The organism is Aquimarina sp. (assembly GCF_977115655.1).
Genome location: NZ_CDSBKO010000064.1, coordinates 1 through 23,380 on the forward strand (window position 1 = coordinate 1; position 23,380 = coordinate 23,380).

A 23,380-nucleotide genomic window follows, 5' to 3' on the forward strand; every position below is an offset into this window, starting at 1 on the left:
CGTTCTGGATGATTGTGTCTTGGTGTGTTATCATTTTGGTGGTCAATAGTTATTATTTTATTTAAAGGTTCAAAGATGCAAAGATGCAAAGGTTCAAAGATGCAAAGAACAGCTCCCAACCTCCGACCTCCGACCCCCAACATCCAACTGCATAACACAAAGACATCCGGGTACTTTGGCAACCCGATGGGAATGAGTGGCACTTGCTCATAAAAAGAAAAACACTTCCCCAAGCGTACTCTATTTTATAAAATAAGGCACTCACGGATTACCGCCCATACCCGACATCTTTGTTAGGAAATAGTACATACACTCTACTTGTATGTAACTCCCATCTATTGCTTGATTTTGGTATTCCAATAGATTTAGTTTTTAATACGCACGTTATAGTAAAAGGGTACGGGGGCGATCCTTAACAAAGGGCTTTAACACAAACTCAACTCATATAAAGCAATATGTTGCCCCCGCGGTTCCTTTTACCCACTTACTCTGACAATTTTTAATCTTTTTAATTACAACTTTAACTGGTAGTATACTCCATTTAACTAAAAAGATCTTCCGGAACGTCTTTTTAACCCTCCCACGCGTCTTTTTGACGAAGTGTCTCACTAAACTCATCTTATTTTTAAGCTACCCTTTTAAAATTTTAAGAAGAAGAGTTGAAATTTTTACTTTGAAAGCTAAAATTTTAGCTAAGGCAATTAAAATCTTCGTCTTTTGTGTTAAACGGAACGTCTTTTTTACGCACAGGAAGGTCTTTTGGGTTAAATGCATCTGTTTTGTCATTCTGGACTTGATCCAGAATCTATAGTTGTAGTATTCTTGGTACGAGCAAAAAACTGTTTTAATTCGGCTACTTTTTCTGTAAAACCTGCTTTTCCTGCCCCTTTACTATATTGTGAATATGCATAATCATTTAAAGCATCTTGGTAATTATCATAATCATGTAGTATTTTGGTGCTTTCCAATCGATAGGCTAAACTTTCAATACGCCCCAAAAGGCTTTCTGCAAATACCCTGGCTTTATAATCTTTTTCAAATTCTACCCAATCTACATCGGGAGAACTTAAACTGCCACTGCGTTGGTGATAATCCCAAACTTTGTTTACAAATAATTTATTCTTTTCATTAATGGCTTTGTAATCCCTTCGTTCTTTTTCGGTTAATGCAGATAGTTTGCTAGAAAATATAGTTTCTAGTTCGGTAACTAGTTGTACTGCTTTTTCTTTTTCGTCCTGGGTAAGTAAATCTTGGATAATGTCTCTCATAAAATGTTCTAAAAATGATTTATAAATAGTTTTTGATTTTCTTTTGTATGGCGTTCCATGAATAATCAAACAGGGCTATATTCTTTTCTGTAATCTTTACTGTGGGGTATCTCAAATTTCTGATTGCCATGCAGTAAAAGAATATTTCGGGCTTTGTAAATAAGTTGTATGGCTTCTTCTATAGATTTCTTTTTGTTATAGAGTTTGTAAATCCAAACATACAATAGCATTTCATAAGGGTTATGAAGCGATAAATTGTACATAAAAATGTCTGCTCTCATATGCAAAGCTTCAATTATATCGGTAAAGAATTTGTTTTGATTATAGTTTGAGCAAGGTTCCATGCAATACATTTTGTAGGTTCAAATGTAAAGGCATAATAAGAGTAATAACAAGGGGTAGTAGTTACAATTCGGTAAAAGCGAAGTTCGTTTTCCGTGAAAACGTATTAGTATGATCCTAAAAATTTAGGAGTCCAGTTCTTTGATATATTCTGATGGGTACATTCCAGTTTTTTTAAAGAAAGCTCTGGAAAAAGCATTGGGAGTATTAAAACCTATTTCTGTGGCAATTGCTTGGATAGTATAGTTTTTAAACGTTTTATCTGTATTTAATTTTTCAATTAGGTACTCTATTCTAAGATCGTTAATATATTGGGTAAAGGTTTTTTTCTTGTAAACATTAATCGTTTTTGAAAGGTATTTACTGTTGGTGTTAAGTTTTGGGGAGAGATTAGATAAGGTTATACTTGATTTTAAAAAACATTCATTCTCCTCAAATTTTTCAAGCTGTTCTGTAATCAATTTTAATTTTGAAATTGGTAAATAAATAACAGACTCGTCCATAATTGATAACTCATCTTGATTTAGATCTTCAACTATACCATTCATTAATGTATTAAAAGTTTTTTTTGAGAAATATTTCTTTTTTTTACTAAGTTGTCTCAAAAATATATTTTGCTTATCCATATTTAACTTATTCTAAATCTTTAGTCATTTTAATGACATCTTCAGCAAATTCCCTTCGATGTTCTTTGTTGACATATTTATTACGTGTATCAGCTACTATAAAAGTAGTTAGTTTTCTGATATTCATCAATAAAGATTTAATATAGTTTTCTTTATATCTAACTAATTTTGAAGTTCCCCAAACTATAGATATTGTCATAAGGATGGAATAGATCACATACGAACTTTTTGTATAATCCGGAGTTGATTGTTGTAAAGCCCAAGACACAAAATATAATGAAATGAAATTCAGGGTGGAGTGTAAAATTATCTCACCATATTTTGTATTTCTGTTCTTAATAAAAGTAATATATATGTTAAATATAGAATAAATAAATAACCCAAAAGCCCATCCAAATTCACCGAGAAATTGTTGAACACTTTTGAAGCCCAAAAATTTTTCTTTAGATTGATAATCTAAAACTTCATTCCATAATCTATCAGTTTCAATTTTGGCTGTATAATACTTATCATATAATTCAGTCCCTTTTTGGCTTTCTAGCACCTCATTTCTAGTGCTTTTTCTTATATCTTTAGAGTTCTGATGAATCTGAACTATCTCCAAATATTTATCGGAATTATCTGGAATGAATTCATGGATAAAAAAAGCGGTAGAACAAACCACCGCTAATATATAATAAAAAGAATGTTTTCTAATCGTCATTACTAGGGTCGACAGGTGTTCCCCCAGAGTTAATACTGTCTTCTTTATCAGTTTGTTGAATATCGTTTTCATATTTCATCATTAATATCTGAGTTATCGCAACTACTAATAAAAAATACACTTATAAAAACACTTAAAATTAAGACTGCTTTTTTCATCTCTATATTTTTAAAAATTATATATTAAAAATATAGCATTACATCTTAATAATAAGAAGAATGAAACTTTTTTTAGCGAGCTTTTTACTAACAATAGTAATTTGTTACCCCATATAAGTAATTCGATAATATTCTGATACAAAGATATGTACCTTCTTTTATATTCCGCATACGGCAAAACCACAAACTTTAATGTTTTTTAGCAAACTATAAGCATACTTTTTCTTGTTTTGTTAAAAAAATTAATAAATAATTCATCTTTAATGATCTTTTACGGAAACCCATAAAGATCAAATAAGCAGCTATTATTATTTAATTGCATCCCAAAAAACACTCCACCAACAAATAAAGTAATTACCCCGATAGAGCATGTAGTGTTTTTCTCTTCTGGTTTTCGGTTTTTTTGCCATAAGAGGGTTGTTTTGCCTATTGGTTGGTATCTTTTTTTCTCCAGACAGGTACTCATAAAAATGATAAGAATTGTTTGGTAAATAGCTTTGTTTTTTTAATTACTTAGATGTATTTTGAAATAAAAATGAACGCGTTAATTTGTAATTATCTATAGATATTAACCAAAAAAGTGGCAAAGCTTGTTTGGCTAATATAAACGGAGAACTCTAATAGATTAAAAGCAACCAAAGAGATTATATTTTAGGTTTGATATGAATATCTATCCTTATTGGATAACAAAACAAACCTAAAATACGGAGTAATTTTTAAATAAAAGAACATCTTTAACAAAGAATCAAAGTGCTAAAACTTTGGTTTATTAGTCGAATTATTACATAATTTATGTTCTGTATTTGTGCTTTTTATTTATAAATACTTGATTATTATATATAATCATTTTCTTTTACAGTAAATTCAAAGTATAATTGATATTAGTAAAGAAAAACGAACGCGAGAAAATCCCGAAGGAATTTTCCAAATAAGCAATTGCCAAAGCAATTAATTATACACGGTGTTGATCGTTTTTATTTCGAAATCAATATTTTTTCCATTTTATAGTCCTCAACAGAATGTCCATTCGGGAACGAGTTTATAATCGATTCCACTATTTTAAATCCATTTTTTAGATAAATGTCAATAGTATTCTGATTTTGTTGGTTAACAATTAGTTCGATTTTTTCAATTCCGTTATTCGTTGCAAATCGGTTAACATATTCTAATGCCGTTTTTCCGATTTTTAGTCCACGAAATGGTTTCAAAATATAAAGTTTGCTCAAAATCAGTTTTTTATTCAGTTTTTGAATACCTAAATACCCAACATTTTTACTGTCAAAATTTAAGAGAAAATAACTGAAATATTCATTTTTAATTTGATTTCTAATTGCACTTTCCGATTGGTATTCCGTCAAAAAGTAATCGGTATGCTCAGCAGGGATTATTGGGTCATAAACTTCGTGCAAAATCTCCTTTGCTAATTTTTCAATGACTTTAAATTCAGACGTATTATTAGCTTTATTAATTTCAATCATTCTATAAAAATACTTAATCTATTGGGAAGATTTCAAAATCTGTATATTCTTTCCAATTATTCGTCCATTCATCAAATAATTCAGGTTCATTTGTTTCCATAAGTTAGAAACAAATTCTTTGTTCTTTATTAACCCAAGAATTTAAATAGTAAAGACTTTCAGGAAGCATTCTTCCTTTCTCATTCCATAATTCATTATTTTTCTCTAGACAATCAGGTTTGAATTTTTCAACAACCATTAGCTACACCAAACTTAAAAAGTTAGATGAGTGGCTACGTAATCGGTTACGGTATTGTATTTGGCATGATTGGAAAAACCCAGAAAGAAAACGTAAGAACCTGATCCGATTAGGGATCAAACATGGACAAGCCTATGCTTGGAGTCGAACCCGAATGGGAGGATGGGCAGTAGCTCAAAGTCCTATACTAGGTACTACCATTACCATATCCAGACTTAAAAGAAAAGGATACGTTCCTATGATAGACTACTTAAATAAGGAGCAAACTTCGATTTGGTGAACCGCCTGTTACGAGACCCGTATGGCAGGTGGTGTGTGAGGTGCACTCCGCTATCTAATGATGGCGGAGCCATCTACACGATTACAACCAGTTTTTCCAACGTTTTGATAATCACGTACTGCAAGTAGTGTTTTCCGCACCTCTTGATGTGGTCACAAAAGTACAGCCTTTTTTGGAGGTTCTTTGAAGACTGCAAACTCTTTCCTTTTGTTTATTTTCAAGTTTTCGAGTTTTCAGTTCTTTCGTTAGGTGCGTTCTGATAAGAGTCCGATCCACATGGTTGAGAAGTTTTTTAATTTTCAAGCTATAATTTTCCAGTTTAGCCATCAGAATTACTTTTCGGATATCGTCCGATGAGTTCAGTTACGTATGAGTGAGAAGGTTTTTAGGTTTTCCGTCTTGTTGTATTTTGTCAGCAGTAATTTTCAGATTGGGTCAGATAAATTCCGTTGCGTATGAGTGAGCATATTTTTTTTAGATTTTCCTTGAGGTATTGGTTGTAACATAGATATAACCTTCATTTTTTAATATTTTTTATTATAAAGTCTTGTATAAAATATTTTCCATCCCATTTTTATTTTTTGCTTTAGGTTGAGGGTTTATTTACTACAAGCCTCTATAAGTATAAATCACTTCTATAATGTAACAAACCGTTTGTGGTTTTGTAGGGTTACTTTTTTTGAAACCAGACAGAACAAGGCTTAAAAAAATATTTTTATGTGGGATAGCCATACTTTTTGTAAGCAATAAATATATGTGTGTATAAATTGTTATCTTAGTAAAAGACAAACCAGTGAAGAACAAGTGATTTATGAAAGTATGGAGAATTATTATAATAATATTTATTTGTAATGTAAGTTTTGGACAGAAAAGGAGTGTTGCTTATAATTCTATAGATAGTGTAGAAGTAATGGTTTCTGGTTTAATAAAAAATGATAGCCTTATAAAGGCTAGAGTCTTATTGGATAAGATTTTTGAGCAATATAAAGAAACATCAGATGATGATTTTTGGATAATATACAACTACAATTATGGAGCTCTTTTTAATAGCTCTGCAAAGTTTAATGAAGCTTTGAAGTATCTTCTAAAAGCACAAGAATATTCAAATAAAAGCCGTCAGGGATTATACAAAACAAGAATTTCTACAATGATTTTAAGAATCTATAGAGAGATGAATATGTATAAAGAATTAGATAGTTTATATGCCATAAATATTGTAGAGAATAAGAAAAACAAAAATCCGGCAATTTTTTTTAATTACAATGACTATGTAATTAGCCTCAGGAATAGAAAACAGTATAAAAAAATTATAGATACTGTTCATAAAGCCATTTCAGAACTGGATAAAATTGATTTTAGAGATAAAAGCCAACGTATTAATAAGTCCATAAATAAGGTTGTTCGTAATGAGTTAAAATTGCATCTGGCAATGGCCCTGATAGAAGAAAAAGAGGATTATAAAAATTCTTTCCGGTTGCTGGCCGAAGTAGAAAAGGATTCTATGTTTTTTGTTAAAAGAGAACGGGATGAGTATTTAAAGTTAATAAAACAATATAAAGCACGTTATTTTTATGAATTTGATAAAAATATCGATTCTGTGTTCTATTATCAATCTGTATCAGATAAATATCAGGAACGGTATATAAAAAGATTAAAAGAGAGGGCTTCCAATGCGGATACCTTTATTTATGAAATTGCTAAAAACAAAAGTGATATAGAGCAGCTTTCTATTATTAACAATAAAAATGTTCAATTAAAAAAGAACTACTTTCAAATAAGTTTTTTAATAAGTTTTTTATTATTCTTGGCAGTTATTTTTGGAGTTTATGTGTTTAGATCAAATAAGCATAAAAATAAAATTAACGAGGAGCTGAAAGAAAAGAATATAGAGTTATTAGCAGTAGATGAAGAACGAAACCAATTTTTTTCTGTAATGAGCCATGAGTTAAGGACTCCCATCTATACTATACAGGGGTTGGTTGAAATAATAGAAGACACAAAAAATAAGAAGCAAAGAAAAGAATATTTAAAAACGTTACAGTTTTCTAACAATCACTTATCTGGTTTGGTAAATAATGCATTAGAGTATTCCAAATTTAGATTAGGAAATGTAAGGTTAAATAAAGATGCTTTTTTACTAGACGAAATGTTGTATGAGATAAGTAATTCATTTTCCTATGAACTTCGCAAAAATAATACCAGGTTACATATCGATTTGTCCAAAGATATAGAAACAAATGTTATTGGGGATCGTTTAAAGTTCTCTCAGATTTTTATTAATCTTGTTTCCAATGCCGTTAAATTTACTACTAATGGTAATATATGGATAAAGGCTACCCGGATTGAAAGCACAGAAAATATAAATAAACTTCGCTTTGTAGTACAAGATGATGGAATTGGAATTGAAAAAAAAATGCAGGCAGATATCTTTAACGGTTTTAATGGAGTACATCATATTAATGCCCATAGCGGAGGATCTGGACTAGGTTTGTATATTGTAAAAAGATTTATAGAAGACTTGTATAAATCTTCTATTCGGATAGATTCAGAAAAAAATAAAGGAACAGTATTTACTTTTGATATTGAAATGGAACGAAACCGAAAAGAAGTGAATCTGTCGATGGTAAAAGACGAAAATTATAAAAAAATATTATTGGGGTATTCTATATTGGTAGTAGATGATAATACAATAAACCTGATGATAACCAGAAAAGTTCTGGAAGGAGCAGGAGCAGTATGCACAACTGTAGATAATGGAGACGAAGCAATAATCCAGATAAAAAAAAATAACTTTGATATCGTTTTTATGGATATTCACATGCCAGAACAAGATGGCTTGGAAACCACACAAAAAATAAGAAAATTTAACCCGGATATCATCATCTTGGCACTTACCGCAGTAGATTTAGAAAAGAACATAACCAAAATTCGTCAATCCGGTATGAATGGTATTATAACCAAGCCATATAAAAAGAGTGATTTGTTTCAAAAAATAGTGTCCTTTCCTTTAAAGAAAGATTACTAATGAGCTTTTTATATCAATATAAAAAGCTCATTAGTAATTAATTTAAAAATAGTCTTTTTTAATGTTGGTTAATTCTAAAATCGGGATAAGCATCCATACCATGTTCATGATTATCCAACCCATCAACTTCTTCTTTTTCAGAAACTCGGATTCCTATTGTTTTTTTAAGTGCAAAAATGATTAAGAAAGCACAGAAAGTACAAAACACCCCAATAATAAGAATACAAATTCCTTGTACCACAAACTGATCCAAACCAGCTTTGGATCCAAAAATACCTACTGCCAATGTACCCCAGATACCGCAGATTAAATGAACGGCAATTGCACCTACAGGATCATCTAATTTTAGCTTGTCTACTAATGCAATCCCAAGTATAATGATTATACCGGCAAGAAAACCAATAATAACAGCTTCGTTAGGAGACATTAAATCTGCTCCCGCAGTAATTCCAACCAGTCCTCCCAATATTCCATTTAAAAACATGGTAAGATCATAGTTTTTATATAGAACAGAAGATAAAGCAAAAGCTCCAATACCTCCTGCAGCAGCGGCAAGACAGGTAGTAACCAGTACTAAGGATGTTCCCGAAGGATCCGCAGAAAGTACAGACCCCCCATTAAAACCAAACCATCCCAGCCATAAAATAAGTACTCCGGCAGCAGCAATAGGTATATTGTGTCCGGGGATTGCCAGAGGCTTGCCATCTGGGGTAAACTTATCGATTCTGGCACCTAATAAAATTACCGCTACCAAAGCAGCCCAACCTCCAACAGAATGAACTAATGTAGATCCTGCAAAGTCATAAAAACCTTCTGCTTCTCCTATTTTCAGGGTAGACAAAAAACCTTTCCCCCACTGCCAGGAACCAACTATAGGATATACTAAGCCTGTGTATATAATACTAAAAATCATAAAAGAACCAAGTTTGATACGTTCGGCAACAGCTCCCGATACGATTGTAGCAGCAGTGGCAGCAAACATTCCTTGAAATAAAAAATCTGTCCACCAGGTATATCCCCCATTGGCATACTCTGGGGTCATACCATTTTCTGGGGCAGCAATGCCAAACCCTGCAAATTTGAAAAACCCAAAATCTCCCTCTTCAAATCCCGGATACATTACATTAAACCCGCCAATGTAATACAACAATAAACCTGCGCATATTATGAACACATTTTTGAATAATATATTGATTGTGTTTTTTTGGCGGGTTAATCCTATTTCTAAAAAAGAAAATCCTAAGTGCATAAAAAATACTAATGCAGTGCACAGCATCATCCATACATTGTTTGTGGTTAAAAGTTCCATTTTTAATTGGTATTAAAGTTATTGTTTGTTTTAGTTGTTTGTTTTAGTTGGTTGTTTTGTGGTGATAGTATAGACACTAGTTTAAGGTTTCTCCTCCTTTTTCTGCGGTACGAATCCTATATGCTTCCTGTATATCAGAAACAAATATTTTTCCATCTCCAACCTCTCCTGTTTTGGCAGCTTCCAGAATTGCAGATATGGCGACCTCTTCAAAATCATCATTTACGACTATAGATAAATATCTTCTTTGTATATCTGTAGTGCTATATGAGATGCCTCTGTAAACATTCCCTTTTTGTTCATGGCCAACTCCGGTTACATCCCAATATGAAAAGAACATTACACCTTTATTATGCAAAGCTTCCTTTACTGCTCGATATTTTGATCTTCGGATAATTGCTTCTATTTTTTTCATAAAAAAATTAAGTTTATGTTATTTAGGCTTAAATTTATATTATTTTGTTTTTATACCTATAAAATAACAGGGTTGTATTGTTATTTTTATTAATAATTAATTTTTACCCTATGAAAAATTATGGGTATGATTTGTTTTGTATAAAAAAAATAAACATTTACTATATCGTTTTTTTGAATTTATAACGAAAACGTTTTCGATTGAAATTATTGAGAATCAGTGATCTGTGTTTTTGCCAAAATCTTATTTTTTTTTCAAAAAACGCATTGTCAAATTCATAATTACAAGTCTTTATTTTAGGATTGTTTTATTTATGAAGCTGTTTTTTTAGGGAGCTCAGAAAAGTAATATGGATTACTTCTATTTTCTTCTCTGTTAATTAATGATTCGTTAATTTCATCCATAAGAACCACTTTTTAGACCGGAAAATATTATGAAGAAACAAGGGATGTATCTGCCAGAATTTGAACACGACGCATGTGGTGCCGGATTTATATGCAGCTTAGAAGGACAAAAGTCAAATGATATTATTCACAAAGCATTAGAGATTCTCGAAAAGTTAGAACACAGAGGTGCGGTTAGTGCAGATGGTAAAACAGGAGATGGAGCGGGAATCCTTATTGATATCCCTCACGATTTTTTTGTTGAGCATTGTAATTTTAAGCTGCCAGAATCGGGAGAATATGCTGTTAGCAATGTTTTTTTACCCAAAAAAGAGAATCAAAGACAGTTTTGTATAGAAACATTCGAAAAAAATATAAGTAACCAGGGGCTTGTTTTATTAGGATGGAGAGATGTTCCTGTAGATCATACTCATATAGGAGAAATTGCTGCTGCTACAGAGCCTTTTATCAAACAAATATTTATTGGGAAAGAAAATAACGAGCAAAACCATTTTGATTTTAATTTAAAATTATTCACTGCCAGAAAAATAACAGAACATATTATATATAGTTCTAAACTATCAGAGAGCAAGGTTTTTTATGTGCCAAGTTTATCTACAAAAACACTAATATTTAAAGGATTGTTACTGCCAGAGGACATTAAGTTGTACTATACAGACCTTATGGACCCCAAAGTAGTTACCAGACTGGCATTGGTACATCAACGTTTTTCTACCAATACATTTCCTACCTGGGATCTGGCACAACCTTTTAGATACATGTGCCATAATGGAGAGATTAACACATTAAGAGGCAATGTGACCAGAATGCGATCCAGAGAAGAATTGTTAAAAAGCGATTGGTTTGGAGAAGATATCAAAAAAATAATACCTGTAATATTAAAAGGAAAATCCGATTCAGCATCCATGGATATGGTTGTAGAATTACTGTTAATGACCGGTAGATCATTGCCAGAAGTAATGATGATGATGGTTCCTGAAGCGTGGGAAAAAAACCCTGAAATGTCTGAAGCTAAAAAAGCATTTTATGAATACAACTCTTGTGCAATGGAGCCGTGGGATGGCCCTGCGTCTATTCCATTTACAGACGGCAATTATATAGGAGCTGTGCTGGACAGAAACGGATTAAGACCGTCTCGTTATAGTGTTACCAAAGATGGCTATGTAATCATGTCCTCAGAAACAGGGGTAGTAGATTTAAAACCTGTCAATATTGAATACCACGGTAGACTGGAACCAGGAAAAATGTTTCTGGTAGATATGGATCAGGGAAGAATAATTAATGATGAAGAAATAAAAGAAAAAATAGCATCCCAACATCCTTATAGAGAATGGCTGGATAACAATCTGGTACATTTAAAAGATATACCATATAATGATTGTCCGCTATTTTTGGGAGAAGAAACCGTAGCAAAACGTAAAGCAGTTTTTGGGTATACACAAGAAGATATAGATACTATCATTGCTCCAATGGGGCAATTAGGAAAAGAGCCTATTGGATCTATGGGGTCAGATACCCCAATAGCAATATTGTCTGAGAGACCACAATTGATTTATAACTATTTTAAACAGTTGTTTGCTCAGGTTACAAACCCCCCATTAGATGGTATTAGAGAAGAGCTAATTACAGATATAAGCCTTACTCTGGGAGCAGATCATAATATCTTTGAGATTAATGAAAAGCATTGCAAAAAATTAAAAATACAGAACCCTGTAATATCCAAAGAAGATTTGGATAAAATAAAAACATATACAGATAAAGGGTTTAAAGTAAGTTCTATACCCATGCTGTATAATGTTAACAGAGGTCTAAACGGACTCGAAGATGCGTTAGAAATATTACTCAAAAATGTATCAGATGTAATTAACGAAGGAACAAATGTAGTTATACTATCTGATAGAAATGTAAGCAAACACAGAGCGCCAATTCCAGCATTATTGGCATGCTCTTATGTAAATAGCGGATTGCAAAAATTAGGAAAACGCTCTAAAGTTAGTATTATTATAGAATCTGCAGAACCACGAGAAGTACATCATTTTGCCTTATTGTTTGGTTACGGAGCAAGCGCAATTAATCCTTATATGGTAAATGAAATTATAGGAGAGCAACTACAAGATGGTACGATTTCTAATCTAACCTTTGATGATGCTATCAAAAACTATAACAAAGCTGTTGGCAAAGGAGTATTAAAAGTAATGAATAAGATAGGGATATCTACTTTAAATTCATACAGAAGCTCTCAACTATTTGAGTGTATTGGGATTAATACAAAAGTAGTAGACCAATATTTTCCTAATACCGCTACCCGTATTGAAGGTATTGGGTTATATGAAATTGAAAAAGAAATATCAAAACGCCATAAAAAAGCATACACAGAACAAGAAATAGCAGCCAATTTGGACTTAGAAATTGGAGGGCAATACAGATGGAGGCGTAATGGAGAAAAACACCAGTTTAATCCGTTATCTGTAGCCAAATTACAAAAATCAGTGCGGGATAATGACCCTGGTACTTATAAAGAATATGCAGAGTTAATCAACGAGCAATCAAAAAACCTAATGACGATTCGGGGGTTATTAGAATTCTCTAACTATGATCCAATCCCAATAGAAGAGGTAGAACCCTGGACAGAAATTGTAAAACGTTTTAAAACAGGAGCAATGTCTTATGGATCGATAAGTAAAGAAGCACATGAAAACCTTGCTATAGCAATGAATCGTATAGGAGGAAAAAGTAACTCGGGCGAAGGAGGAGAAGACTCTTTGCGTTTTTATAAAGATGCAAATGGAGATTGGAAAAACAGTGCGATAAAACAAGTTGCCTCAGGTAGATTTGGAGTGTCTTCCAACTATTTGACAAATGCTTCTGAGATACAGATCAAAATGGCCCAGGGAGCGAAACCGGGAGAAGGAGGACAATTACCGGGACCAAAAGTAAATCCGGAAATAGCAAAAACCCGTAACTCTACACCTTATGTGGGTTTGATCTCACCACCCCCACATCACGATATTTATTCTATTGAAGATTTATCCCAACTAATTTATGATCTGAAATCCGCAAACAGAGAAGCAAGGATAAATGTGAAATTAGTATCCGAAGTAGGAGTAGGAACAGTTGCAGCAGGTGTGGCAAAAGCAAAAGCAGACGTTGTTTTGATCTCTGGGTTTGATGGTGGTACAGGAGCATCTCCTTTAACATCTTTAAAACATGCCGGTTTACCATGGGAGTTAGGTATTGCAGAAGCACAGCAAACCCTGGTAGGTAATAATTTACGTAGCCGTATAGTACTAGAGTGTGACGGACAACTAAAAACAGGCCGGGATGTAGCTATTGCATGCTTGTTAGGAGCAGAAGAGTTTGGTTTTGCAACAGCACCACTTGTAGCATCCGGATGTGTAATGATGCGGGTATGTCACTTAAATACTTGTCCCGTGGGTATCGCTACACAAAATCCCGAATTGCGTAAAAAATTTAAAGGAAAACCAGAGCATGTAGTAAACTATATGTATTTCGTAGCACAAGAACTACGGGAGATTATGGCGCATTTAGGTTTTCGTACCATAAATGAAATGGTTGGGCAAGTAGATAAATTAGATCATAAAAAAGCTTTAGGTCATTATAAAGCAGCAGGAGTAGATCTTACCCCGATTTTGCATAAGGTAAAAACCCCCAAAGGAGTTGCAATATACAATACAGAAAAACAAGATCATGGATTAAAGAAATCCATAGATTTTAAAATTATAGAACAAGCACATCCTGCGCTATTCCGAAAAGAAAAAACAGTATTGGATTTTAAAATTTGCAACACCAATAGAGCGGTAGGAGCAATTTTAAGCAATGAGATTTCCAAAATTTATGGAGCACAAGGATTACCAGATAATACTTTGAAATTGAATTTTAAAGGAGCTGCCGGTCAAAGCTTTGGAGCATTTGCAACCAATGGTTTAACGATGGTGGTAAATGGAAATACTAATGACTATCTGGGAAAAGGGCTTTCTGGAGCAAAATTAATAATCAAAGTACCAGAAGAATCTACCATCATACCAGAAAATAATGTAATTACAGGAAATGTTACTTTGTACGGGGCCACTGCAGGAGAAGTATATATAAATGGTAAAGCAGGAGAGCGGTTTTGTGTGCGTAACTCCGGGGCGATTGCTGTAGTAGAAGGCATAGGGGATCATGGATGTGAATATATGACAGGAGGTATTGCAGTAATTTTAGGAGAAGTAGGTAGAAATTTTGGTGCGGGAATGTCTGGAGGTATAGCCTATATCTATGATCGTAATAAGACATTTGAAGCACATTGCAACAAAGAAGCACTTAATTTGGACCCGGTTAAGGAACAAAAAGATATAAACGAATTAAAAACATTAATCGAAAACCATTACAATGCAACTTTAAGCCCCTTGGCGCAAAGAATTCTTGAAAACTGGGAAAACGAATTATCGAATTTTATAAAAATATTTCCCGAAGAATATAAACAAGCATTAAAACGATTAGAAGAAGAAAAATTAGCACAAGCATAAAACGATATAGAACATGGGAAAGATAACTGGATTTTTAGAATTTGAAAGGGAGATCGAACAGTACCAGCCTGTAGAAGATCGTATAAAACAATATAAAGAGTTTACGGTAGAAATGCCAGAAGAAAAACTTAAAAACCAAGGAGCTCGTTGCATGGATTGTGGTATCCCGTTTTGTCATAGCGGTTGCCCTTTGGGTAATTTGATTCCTGATTTTAATGATGCCGTATATCGTGGTAAATGGGAAAAAGCATCTGCTGTTTTGCATGCTACCAATAACTTTCCTGAATTTACAGGAAGGTTATGCCCCGCACCTTGCGAAGAGGCTTGTGTTCTGGGTATAAATGAAGATCCCGTAACTATTGAAAATATTGAAAAAAATATTGTAGAACAAGCTTTTAAAAATGGATGGATAAAAGCCAATCCTCCAAAAGAAAGAACAGGCAAAAAAGTAGCAGTAATTGGCTCCGGACCCTCTGGATTGGCAACTGCGCAACAATTAAATCGTGCAGGACACTTGGTAACTGTTTTTGAAAGAGATGAAAAAGCAGGGGGATTGTTGCGATATGGTATTCCTGATTTCAAAATGGAAAAACAGGTAATTGATCGTCGGGTGGCTGTTTTAGAAGAAGAAGGGATTATTTTTAAAACAAATACCCATATCGGAAAAGATATTAGAGCAGATGAATTAAAATCGAACTTTGACGCTGTTATATTATGTACAGGAGCAACAGTTCGACGAGATCTGCCTGTAAAAGGTGCAGACCTAAAAGGAGTGGTACAGGCAATGGATTTTTTATCTCAAAACAACCGGAGAGTAGATGGAATCCAGGATCTTGGCGAAGAAATTCTTGCAACAAATAAAAATGTAATAGTTATTGGTGGGGGGGATACAGGATCAGATTGTATAGGTACTTCTGTAAGACATGGAGCAGCCTCGGTTACTAATTTTGAAATTATGGGTAAAGGAACTACCGAGCGTCCTGTAAACCAACCCTGGCCATTTTGGCCTATGCGTTTACGAACAAGTTCTTCGCATCAGGAAGGAGTTGAGCGTAACTGGAGTATTTCAACCAAAGAATTTATAGGAGATGAAAACGGAAATCTAAAAGGTTTGATTACTACTCAAGTAGAGTGGGTAAAAGAAAACGGTCGTTTTACATTAAAGGAAATTCCTGATACAGAAAAAGAATGGAAATGCGAATTAGCATTATTGGCTCTCGGGTTTACAGGATCAGAACCCACTATTGCAGAACAGTTAGGAATAGATATGGATGCCAGAACTAATATTAAAGCTACAGAAGATAACTACAACACTAATATAAAAGGTGTTTTTGCCGCAGGAGATACCCGCAGAGGGCAATCCTTGATTGTTTGGGCAATTGCAGAAGGCAGACAAGCAGCATATCATGTGGATATGTACTTAATGGGGACTTCTAATTTACCATTAAAAGGAGATGGGGATTTGCCAAGAATATAAATTAATAATAATGTATAATCAATAACCTCGAAGCAAGTCTTGGGGAACCAGACCCTCTATGAAGAATTAAAAATTGTTATATATATAATGTTTTTTAGTGTTAGTTGTTGTAAATCAGCAAATTTAGTATTAGATGTAGTTAATATATTGCTGTATTTATGTGTAATGATAATGTAATTTTAAGTAATAACTTTAAACTATATAATTATGTTACAACACAAATTCAACTTTAGTTTAATTTTGGCAACTATTTTAGTATGTGCAGGTTGTCAAAATGAAAATTTAGATCAGGAAAACCAAAATCAGATAGAGTATTCGTTATCCCAAGAGGCCAAAGCTACTCTGGATTATCTAACCGAACAAGGTTATTCTAAAGAATCTCTTAAACCAGATTTTGGCAATAAAACATTTATCTATGGCGATGATATAGCATTTTCTTTTAACTACAAAAGTAATCTGGATAATAATCAACCAGAAGAAGGAAGAGATATTCAAGGTAAAAACCAATGGTATCGTGTAGGAAATGGTGTGTATTATAGCAATTCAAGAGATATTACGTATTATATCGAAAGAAGTTTTCCCAGACAATTTGAATATGAGTTTTCCTGGGCTGCTTATCATTGGAGCAGGATAAGTCCCAATATTAATATAAGAAGAACATATACCAGATCACAAGCAGATATACTTGTTGGCACCTGGCGTGAAACTAATACATCAGCATGGGCAAGGGCTGCATTACCAGATGGAAGAGGGAATGTAGGTTCTTGGTTAAATATAAATACGGCTAAAGATCATGAAGGAGCTTCTTCTGAGTCAACCATGGCTTTGCTTATACATGAGTTAGGACATAACTTAGGTTATTTACACTCTAACCAAACGGAAGGGGAGTTAATACCTGGTACCAGAGGAGCATCTTATCATCAGGCTAACAATTGTGGCTCTGTAATGAAAAGCAGTGTTTATGTATGTAATTGGAGATTAAGCACAACTGCCGGTTGGTCAAGTGATGACAGAAATGCAATTAAGTGGGCTTATGGTTTATATTGATTGTTAGCTCCTAAAATTACAGATCCTCTTGTTCTTTATTATTTAAAAAATAAGAGGATCTTTTTTTTTTTGATTTACCAAAAAATAATATATGCTATTTTTTTTCTGTATTGCAATATGCTGCAATAGCTTTGTCTGCATCCAGGCCATTATATTTTTTCGCAGTTGTAAAATCTAGGCAATATCCATCAATATTTAGTTTTTGCTTAGACAGACCCAGAACAACATATCCGTATCCATATTCAGGATTTAAAGAAACAGCTTTTTTTGCATCTTCAAAAGCCTTTTTAAAATCTCCTTTTTCAAAAAACAAATATGCTCTGTAGCCATACGCTCTAAAAAAGTTAGGTTTTATAGAAAGAGAAGTATTAAAATCTTTTTCGGCCTCTGCATATTTTCCTAGTTTTCGATACGCCAGCCCTCGGTCTATATAAGGAACTTCATTATTGGAGTCAAGATCTATACGCTTAGTGGAATACTCTATAGATTGCTCATACTTATCCTGGTTAAAGTATAATAAGCTAAGATTATCGTATAATAAATCTTTTGTTGGCAAAGGTAGTTGTAATGCCGTTAAGTAATCTTTTTCTGCCAAATCATATTCTTTAAGCTTAAAATGACAGTATCCTCTGTTTAGATAATACCTCGAAGAATCTTTTTCTTTTTCTATAGCTATACTATATGCCTTTTTCGCAAAATCATACTTCTCCATTTTTTGAAGTACATCTCCAAAAACCATATATTTATTTAGAGTAGAATTTTCTTTGCAAAGAATGTTTTGTAAATCTATGTTTTTAGAGTATCCTAATTTTCTTGCTGTTTCAAAATTACTGCATACTTTTTCGGGGTCTAGTAACGGTATGTATATTTGGGCACGTGTAGAATAGTTTTCGGCTACATCGGGGTTAAGTTGTATTGCTTTTTCAATAATATTTAAAGCCGTTTTGGGATCATCCCACTTTAGTAATAATATAGCATAGTTTCTGTATAGCCCGGGGTGTACAAACCCTAGCTCTAATGCACTGTCATAATCTTTAATCGCTTTAGGGTCATCATTATTCATTTGATAATAAATACCGCGGTAAAAACGATATTCCCCCTTGTTTTCATAATCTATTGCCTTAGACATTAGGTCAATTGCTTCGATCAAGTCTTTTCTTATTTTTAAAACAAATTTTGCTTTTTTAAAATAAGCTTCAGAATATTTGGGTTTTTTATCAATTACCTTATCAATACTCTCGATAGCTTTTGAATATTTAAACGAGTTAAAACAAGCTTGTGCGTATCGCTCCCAGTATTCTACTTTGCTACTGTCTTTAATAAACTTATTTTCTAAGTGTTTTAATGCATTCATGTTATTGGTAACATTTTGGCTATATATTAAAGAATCTATAGTCGTATAGGTGATAGTTTTTTGTTGCGCAAATAGTGCCGTAGATATAAAAACTAAAAAGATCAATAAAGGGTATTGTTTTTTTATAGAAAGCATATTGTATATAATAGTTTAGTGTTTAAAAAGGTAGATTTTTAAGATCAACATTTCCTCCGGATAAAATAATTCCTGTCTTTTTGCCTTTAAACAGTTCCTTTTCTTTTAATAAAGCGGCGAATGCTACTGCAGAGGATGGTTCTATGATAATTTTCATACGTTCCCAAATTAATCGCATTGCAGCAATAATATCTTGTTCTTCAACACGTATTATTTTGGTAATATATTTTTGTATTATAGGAAAATTGATATCTCCCAGTTGTGTTTTTAAGCCATCGGCTATGGTTTGTGTCGTTTTATTAGTTTCAATTTTTCCACTTAGTAAAGAGCGATATGCATCATCAGCAGCCAAAGGTTCTCCTCCTATAACCTTGCAATTATTGCCATGTAAATTAGCAGCTAAGGCAGTTCCTGCAATTAGTCCACCGCCACCAACAGGGGTAAATATATATTCTAAATCAGGGTGATCTTCTAATAATTCTATAGTAGCAGTGCCTTGTCCTAATATTACATCGAGATTATCAGAAGGGTGTAAAAAAGTAGCTCCTTTTTCTTGTTGGACTTGCATAGCGGTTTTTTCTCTGTCTTCCAGGGTAGGGGGACATTCTATAATGATACCTCCATATTCTTTTACCGCTTCTTTTTTTACTTTTGGAGCACCAGATGGCATTACGATATATGCTTTTACGCCCAGACTGCGTGCGGCAAGGGATAAAGCCTGAGCAAAGTTTCCAGAAGAATGGGTTACTACCCCTCTTGATTTTTGTGTTTCAGATAAATTAAGAATAGCATTGGTTGCGCCTCTCATTTTAAAAGCACCCATACGTTGAAAATTTTCACACTTAAAAAAAACAGAAGCCCCGGAGATTTCATTTAATAAATGAGAAGTAAGTACAGGGGTATTATGTATAAATGGTTTGATATTTTGATGGCAATTTTTTAATTTTTGTAAGTACATTATCTATCTGTGATTATTGAATATTTAAAAGTAGTAAGAAAATTCGTTAGAGGAGTGAATATACCTTCGTTTTAAGTAATATGGTTTTATTTTTTTTGTGCTATTATCAAAGTATTCGTTTGTAGCACATTGTCATACTTTGTAAACTCTATATCCAGCTTGTTTGCAGAGAGTAAAGCTTCGATTTTAGGATTTTCTTTTAAATGTATACCTGCATTAAATACGATATGACCTTTGTTTTTTAATAATAACTTTAATTTTTGCCAAAATTTTATGTCATAAAATGGTTCAGGAACTTTATGGTCAATAAAAATATCTACAATAATGATTTCAAATTGTTGTGTACATCTGTTTACATAATGTAATGCATCTTCGTAAATAATCTCCAAGTTTTGATCTGGAGTAATACCAAACTCGTTATTAGCTATTTGTATAATTATTTCGTCGATCTCGACTGCTATGATTTTTCCTTGATGATGAAATTTTTCTTTTAAGGATTGTATAATGCTACCACCCCCCAATCCTAGCAAAAGGATAGTACTGGTAACAGGGACATCTATCTGCGAGAGCCCATAACTAAGTAATTTTTGTAAAGATCCATAGGAGTAATTTGTATTTTGACTGTCTAATACTTTTTTACCATTCATCCAGGTAAGCTCTAAAGTACCATTAATTTTGGAGGAAATTTCTTTGGTAAATGGCCACAGATAGCTTAATAGCTTTTTCATATACTTAAACAGACAAAAAAATACCAGCTGTTTTATTTTATTACAGCTGGTATTATGTTATTAGTTAGGCAAATACACTTAATGCCGTTACGCCTGCTTCTGCAACTTCGTGATCGTTTTCTACACTGCTTCCGCTAACGCCAATAGCGCCAATCGTTTTTCCAGACTCATCCTTAATAGGTATTCCTCCTGGAAAAGATATTAACCCTCCGTTAGAATGTTCAATATTAAATAAAGGTCCGCCCGGTTGAGAAAGCTCTCCTATAGATCCTGTATTCATGCCAAAAAAGATGGCTGTCTTTGCTTTTTTGATAGAAATATCTGTAGATCCTAACCAAGCTTGATCCATTCGTGCAAACGCAATAAGATTTGCACCAGAATCTACAACTGCAATATTCATCTTTGTGTTTATGGCAGTTGCTTTTTCTTTTGCAGCAGCAATAATTTTTTCTGCTTGTTCCAGAGTAATGTTCATGATATGTGTTTATAATGATTAAGGTTCAAAAATAAAGTTAAATGGGTAATTGTATAATAGTTTTGTTATGCAATTAACATATAATTTATTTGTAACGATTATATAGCATCAAACCATAATAATGTTTTTGTCCAGAGAGAGTGTTTAAATTTTCGACTAAAAAAACCAAAATGACCTATTTTATCAATAAAAAAATCTTTTGGATGAATCATTTCCAGGTTTTTATCGGATTTCTCAAATAATTCATGTATTCTGCTAATAGCAGAATACGTTCCTATTGGATCGTCTACGATACCTAGCGTAAGTAGTTTTGATTTGTAGTTATCATAATAGAAAGTAATGCCTGTAGATTCCATTTGTTTTTTCATATCGTGATGTTTTTTTCTGTTGTTCCATTGCTGGATTACGCCTTTAGGAACGTCTTCTAAAAGACCTAGTTTCTTGCCAGGAAAATAACCAAATATGGCAGTGATTGCGGGAAAAAGAATATGCCATAAAATATAAATTTTAGTTTTATGCTTTTTTGACCAATCTTTATAATAGGCTGTTTGTGCACCAATATTTATAATTCCACTAATCTCTGTATTTTTTTTTGTCATACCGATAATGGTACCACCAATACTATGACCAAGAGTCATTATGCGATGATTAGGGAATTCTTTTTTGACATACGCAATTACTCCAGAAAAATCTTTTTGACCCCAATCGGTAAATGAAGCATTAAAGCCTCTGAGTATTTTGGGTCTGGAATCCGCAATACCTCTATAATCATAAGTAATTACAGTATAGCCATTTTCTGCCATATAAGAAGCATAGTGATGATATAGTTTTTTATTAACAGCAGTGGCAGAATTGATGATTAGCACTTTGTTTTTATCTGCATCAGGAGTGCATAAATATATTTTTCCGGATAAAAGGAAATCATCTATGGTTGGTATTTTTATCATGAACATTTTTTTGAATATGAGTCCTGTATTCTCATTAGTATTATGTTATTTGTTTTTTATAATCATCGGCATTTTTGTGGTAGATTTTTTTGAATAATATACACTATCTACTCTGTAGGAATTAAAAATCTGATCAGCTCCTTTTAGTTGCAGGCTATCTTTTATGTAGACGATCCAATCATATCGATGTACTTTTGCACTATCTATAGATTTAATATCGGTTACATCTGCAAAGGTAAATATAGTATAACGAAGGTTGGCGTGACTAAGATTTGCATGATTTAGGTTAGTATCATCAAGATTGGCTTTTTCTAGATTAGCATGACTTAAATTTGCATAAGCCAGATTAGCATCATTAAGGTTGGTTTCGCTTAAATCTGCATTTTTTAAACTAGCCCCCTTTAAACTAGCATTTTCTAAGTTTACTCGTTCTAATTCGGCAGAAGCAAAATAGGAATCGGACAAAATTTGCTCTTCCAAAAATGTACCATTTATTTTACTTTTTAACAAAGAAATAAGTAGTTGTCCTCTTTCAGGGCTAGAAGGAGATTTAATAAGGGTATCGTTTACTAAATACCGATAGGGTTTCATAGCTCTGCTAAGGCTTATGATACGTCCGGTTAAAGTACTCGATAATGTTTTGTTTTTGTTTTTAGGATCTTCGAGTTCTGCATTTAGATCGCTTAATACTTCGCCCATGATAAACATTTGAGAAGATCGTCTGGAAGCCTCTGCAAGATGGGTTTGTTGTTCTATTCTTTTATTTTGGTCTTGTATTTTTTGATTCTGAATTTCGAATAATTTATTTTGATTTAATACAAGTATTGTTGTAACAATGCCTCCTAGTCCTAAAACAAAAGAACTCATTATTTTTAACCCCCAATTTCTAAAATTTGACCAAAGAATATAGTTGACGATACGAGGGGCAAAGAAATTAATCTTATCTTTTTTATCATTTTCCAGTGGCAATTTTTCTGTAGCATGTTCGGCAACAAGATGAATAGTTTCCTGGGTTTCTTTCAAAAGGGTTTCAAATTCAATTTCTTTTCCAAAAAAACGTTTTATGATTCGTTTTCTAAACCATATAAGGACAATAAAAATCAGACTTATCACAACCGCAACGGTAACAAGTATAAGAAATACAATTTCAGAAAAATCGCCTACAATGTCTAAAGACCAATAAATAAGAAAACCAATTATTGCCCCTATTACAAGTCCTAAGACTAGTTTTTCGTTGTTGCTTTTTACTTCCTTGTTTTTTCGAATCATTAAAGATTAATTTAGCTATATCTAAAATACAAAATAGATTAATATTATTTTAATCCTGCTTTGTCATCTTGGAGGTTAAATAGTAAATCTAAAAATGAAACAAAAGCATCTGTAAGATGACAAAGCAGGATTACTTTTAAAATAGCAGTTATAAATTCAATTAACCAAAAAAGCCCAACTGCATAGTACAGATGGGCTTTTTTTAAAGAAATATT

The 23,380-nt window shown here is 32.9% G+C and carries 20 protein-coding genes; 5 read left to right on the forward strand and 15 right to left on the reverse strand.

Annotated features, from left to right (window positions below; all coding sequences use genetic code 11):
* Positions 1-782 precede the first annotated feature (782 nt).
* The 7 genes from ACZIYX_RS20145 to ACZIYX_RS20175 all read right to left on the reverse strand — a co-directional run bounded on the left by ACZIYX_RS20145 (position 783) and on the right by ACZIYX_RS20175 (position 4,675).
* Positions 783-1,268 (reverse strand): hypothetical protein, encoded by a 486-nt coding sequence (locus tag ACZIYX_RS20145; RefSeq protein ID WP_462684057.1) that lies wholly within the window; start codon positions 1,266-1,268, stop codon positions 783-785.
* A gap of 65 nt (positions 1,269-1,333) precedes the next feature.
* Positions 1,334-1,612 carry a hypothetical protein gene (locus tag ACZIYX_RS20150; RefSeq protein WP_462684058.1) on the reverse strand — a complete coding sequence of 93 codons (279 nt, stop codon included), beginning with the start codon at positions 1,610-1,612 and terminating at the stop codon, positions 1,334-1,336.
* A gap of 123 nt (positions 1,613-1,735) precedes the next feature.
* The gene (locus ACZIYX_RS20155; protein ID WP_462684059.1) at positions 1,736-2,158 is read right to left on the reverse strand and encodes a helix-turn-helix domain-containing protein; all 423 of its coding nucleotides are present in this window, start codon (positions 2,156-2,158) and stop codon (positions 1,736-1,738) included.
* An 85-nt stretch (positions 2,159-2,243) separates the two neighbouring features.
* Entirely contained in the window at positions 2,244-2,939 is a 696-nt protein-coding gene (locus tag ACZIYX_RS20160; protein ID WP_462684060.1) for a hypothetical protein, read from the reverse strand.
* A 429-nt stretch (positions 2,940-3,368) separates the two neighbouring features.
* Entirely contained in the window at positions 3,369-3,563 is a 195-nt protein-coding gene (locus ACZIYX_RS20165; RefSeq protein WP_462684061.1) for a hypothetical protein, read from the reverse strand.
* A gap of 508 nt (positions 3,564-4,071) precedes the next feature.
* Complete coding sequence (locus ACZIYX_RS20170) at positions 4,072-4,575, reverse strand: GNAT family N-acetyltransferase (protein WP_462684062.1); 504 nt, start codon at positions 4,573-4,575, stop codon at positions 4,072-4,074.
* A gap of 13 nt (positions 4,576-4,588) precedes the next feature.
* Positions 4,589-4,675 carry a DUF3303 family protein gene (locus tag ACZIYX_RS20175; protein WP_462684084.1) on the reverse strand — a complete coding sequence of 29 codons (87 nt, stop codon included), beginning with the start codon at positions 4,673-4,675 and terminating at the stop codon, positions 4,589-4,591.
* A 118-nt stretch (positions 4,676-4,793) separates the two neighbouring features.
* Between ACZIYX_RS20175 and ACZIYX_RS20180 the strand changes: the two genes are divergently transcribed.
* Positions 4,794-5,093, forward strand: a complete 300-nt coding sequence (locus ACZIYX_RS20180; RefSeq protein WP_462684063.1) for a hypothetical protein — start codon at positions 4,794-4,796, stop codon at positions 5,091-5,093.
* A gap of 811 nt (positions 5,094-5,904) precedes the next feature.
* Complete coding sequence (locus ACZIYX_RS20185; protein WP_462684064.1) at positions 5,905-8,118, forward strand: response regulator; 2,214 nt, start codon at positions 5,905-5,907, stop codon at positions 8,116-8,118.
* Positions 8,119-8,176: 58 nt separating this feature from the next.
* Here ACZIYX_RS20185 and ACZIYX_RS20190 read toward each other — a convergent pair whose 3' ends face one another.
* Positions 8,177-9,427, reverse strand: coding sequence for an ammonium transporter (locus ACZIYX_RS20190; RefSeq protein WP_462684065.1), 1,251 nt, complete (start codon positions 9,425-9,427; stop codon positions 8,177-8,179).
* Positions 9,428-9,503: 76 nt separating this feature from the next.
* Positions 9,504-9,842: a P-II family nitrogen regulator gene (locus ACZIYX_RS20195; protein ID WP_462684066.1), complete on the reverse strand. Its 339-nt coding sequence runs from the start codon at positions 9,840-9,842 to the stop codon at positions 9,504-9,506.
* A gap of 433 nt (positions 9,843-10,275) precedes the next feature.
* On the opposite strand from ACZIYX_RS20195, the gene gltB reads away from it, so the two are divergent.
* The 3 genes from gltB to ACZIYX_RS20210 all read left to right on the forward strand — a co-directional run bounded on the left by gltB (position 10,276) and on the right by ACZIYX_RS20210 (position 17,299).
* A complete protein-coding gene (gene gltB / locus ACZIYX_RS20200) occupies positions 10,276-14,775 on the forward strand; it encodes a glutamate synthase large subunit (protein ID WP_462684067.1) in 4,500 nt (1,499 codons plus the stop codon).
* 13 nt (positions 14,776-14,788) lie between these two features.
* Positions 14,789-16,252 (forward strand): glutamate synthase subunit beta, encoded by a 1,464-nt coding sequence (locus ACZIYX_RS20205; protein WP_462684068.1) that lies wholly within the window; start codon positions 14,789-14,791, stop codon positions 16,250-16,252.
* A 207-nt stretch (positions 16,253-16,459) separates the two neighbouring features.
* Entirely contained in the window at positions 16,460-17,299 is an 840-nt protein-coding gene (locus ACZIYX_RS20210) for a zinc metalloprotease (RefSeq protein ID WP_462684069.1), read from the forward strand.
* Between the two features lie 94 nt (positions 17,300-17,393).
* Here ACZIYX_RS20210 and ACZIYX_RS20215 read toward each other — a convergent pair whose 3' ends face one another.
* The 6 genes from ACZIYX_RS20215 to ACZIYX_RS20240 all read right to left on the reverse strand — a co-directional run bounded on the left by ACZIYX_RS20215 (position 17,394) and on the right by ACZIYX_RS20240 (position 23,165).
* On the reverse strand, positions 17,394-18,788 hold the full coding sequence (locus ACZIYX_RS20215; protein WP_462684070.1) for a tetratricopeptide repeat protein: 1,395 nt from the start codon (positions 18,786-18,788) through the stop codon (positions 17,394-17,396).
* A gap of 22 nt (positions 18,789-18,810) precedes the next feature.
* Positions 18,811-19,746: a threonine ammonia-lyase gene (locus ACZIYX_RS20220; RefSeq protein WP_462684071.1), complete on the reverse strand. Its 936-nt coding sequence runs from the start codon at positions 19,744-19,746 to the stop codon at positions 18,811-18,813.
* 86 nt (positions 19,747-19,832) lie between these two features.
* The gene (locus ACZIYX_RS20225) at positions 19,833-20,474 is read right to left on the reverse strand and encodes a fused MFS/spermidine synthase (RefSeq protein WP_462684072.1); all 642 of its coding nucleotides are present in this window, start codon (positions 20,472-20,474) and stop codon (positions 19,833-19,835) included.
* A gap of 64 nt (positions 20,475-20,538) precedes the next feature.
* Positions 20,539-20,949, reverse strand: coding sequence for a GlcG/HbpS family heme-binding protein (locus ACZIYX_RS20230; protein ID WP_462684073.1), 411 nt, complete (start codon positions 20,947-20,949; stop codon positions 20,539-20,541).
* A gap of 98 nt (positions 20,950-21,047) precedes the next feature.
* A complete protein-coding gene (locus ACZIYX_RS20235; RefSeq protein ID WP_462684074.1) occupies positions 21,048-21,896 on the reverse strand; it encodes an alpha/beta hydrolase family protein in 849 nt (282 codons plus the stop codon).
* Positions 21,897-21,941: 45 nt separating this feature from the next.
* Entirely contained in the window at positions 21,942-23,165 is a 1,224-nt protein-coding gene (locus tag ACZIYX_RS20240) for a pentapeptide repeat-containing protein (RefSeq protein ID WP_462684075.1), read from the reverse strand.
* Positions 23,166-23,380 lie beyond the last annotated feature (215 nt).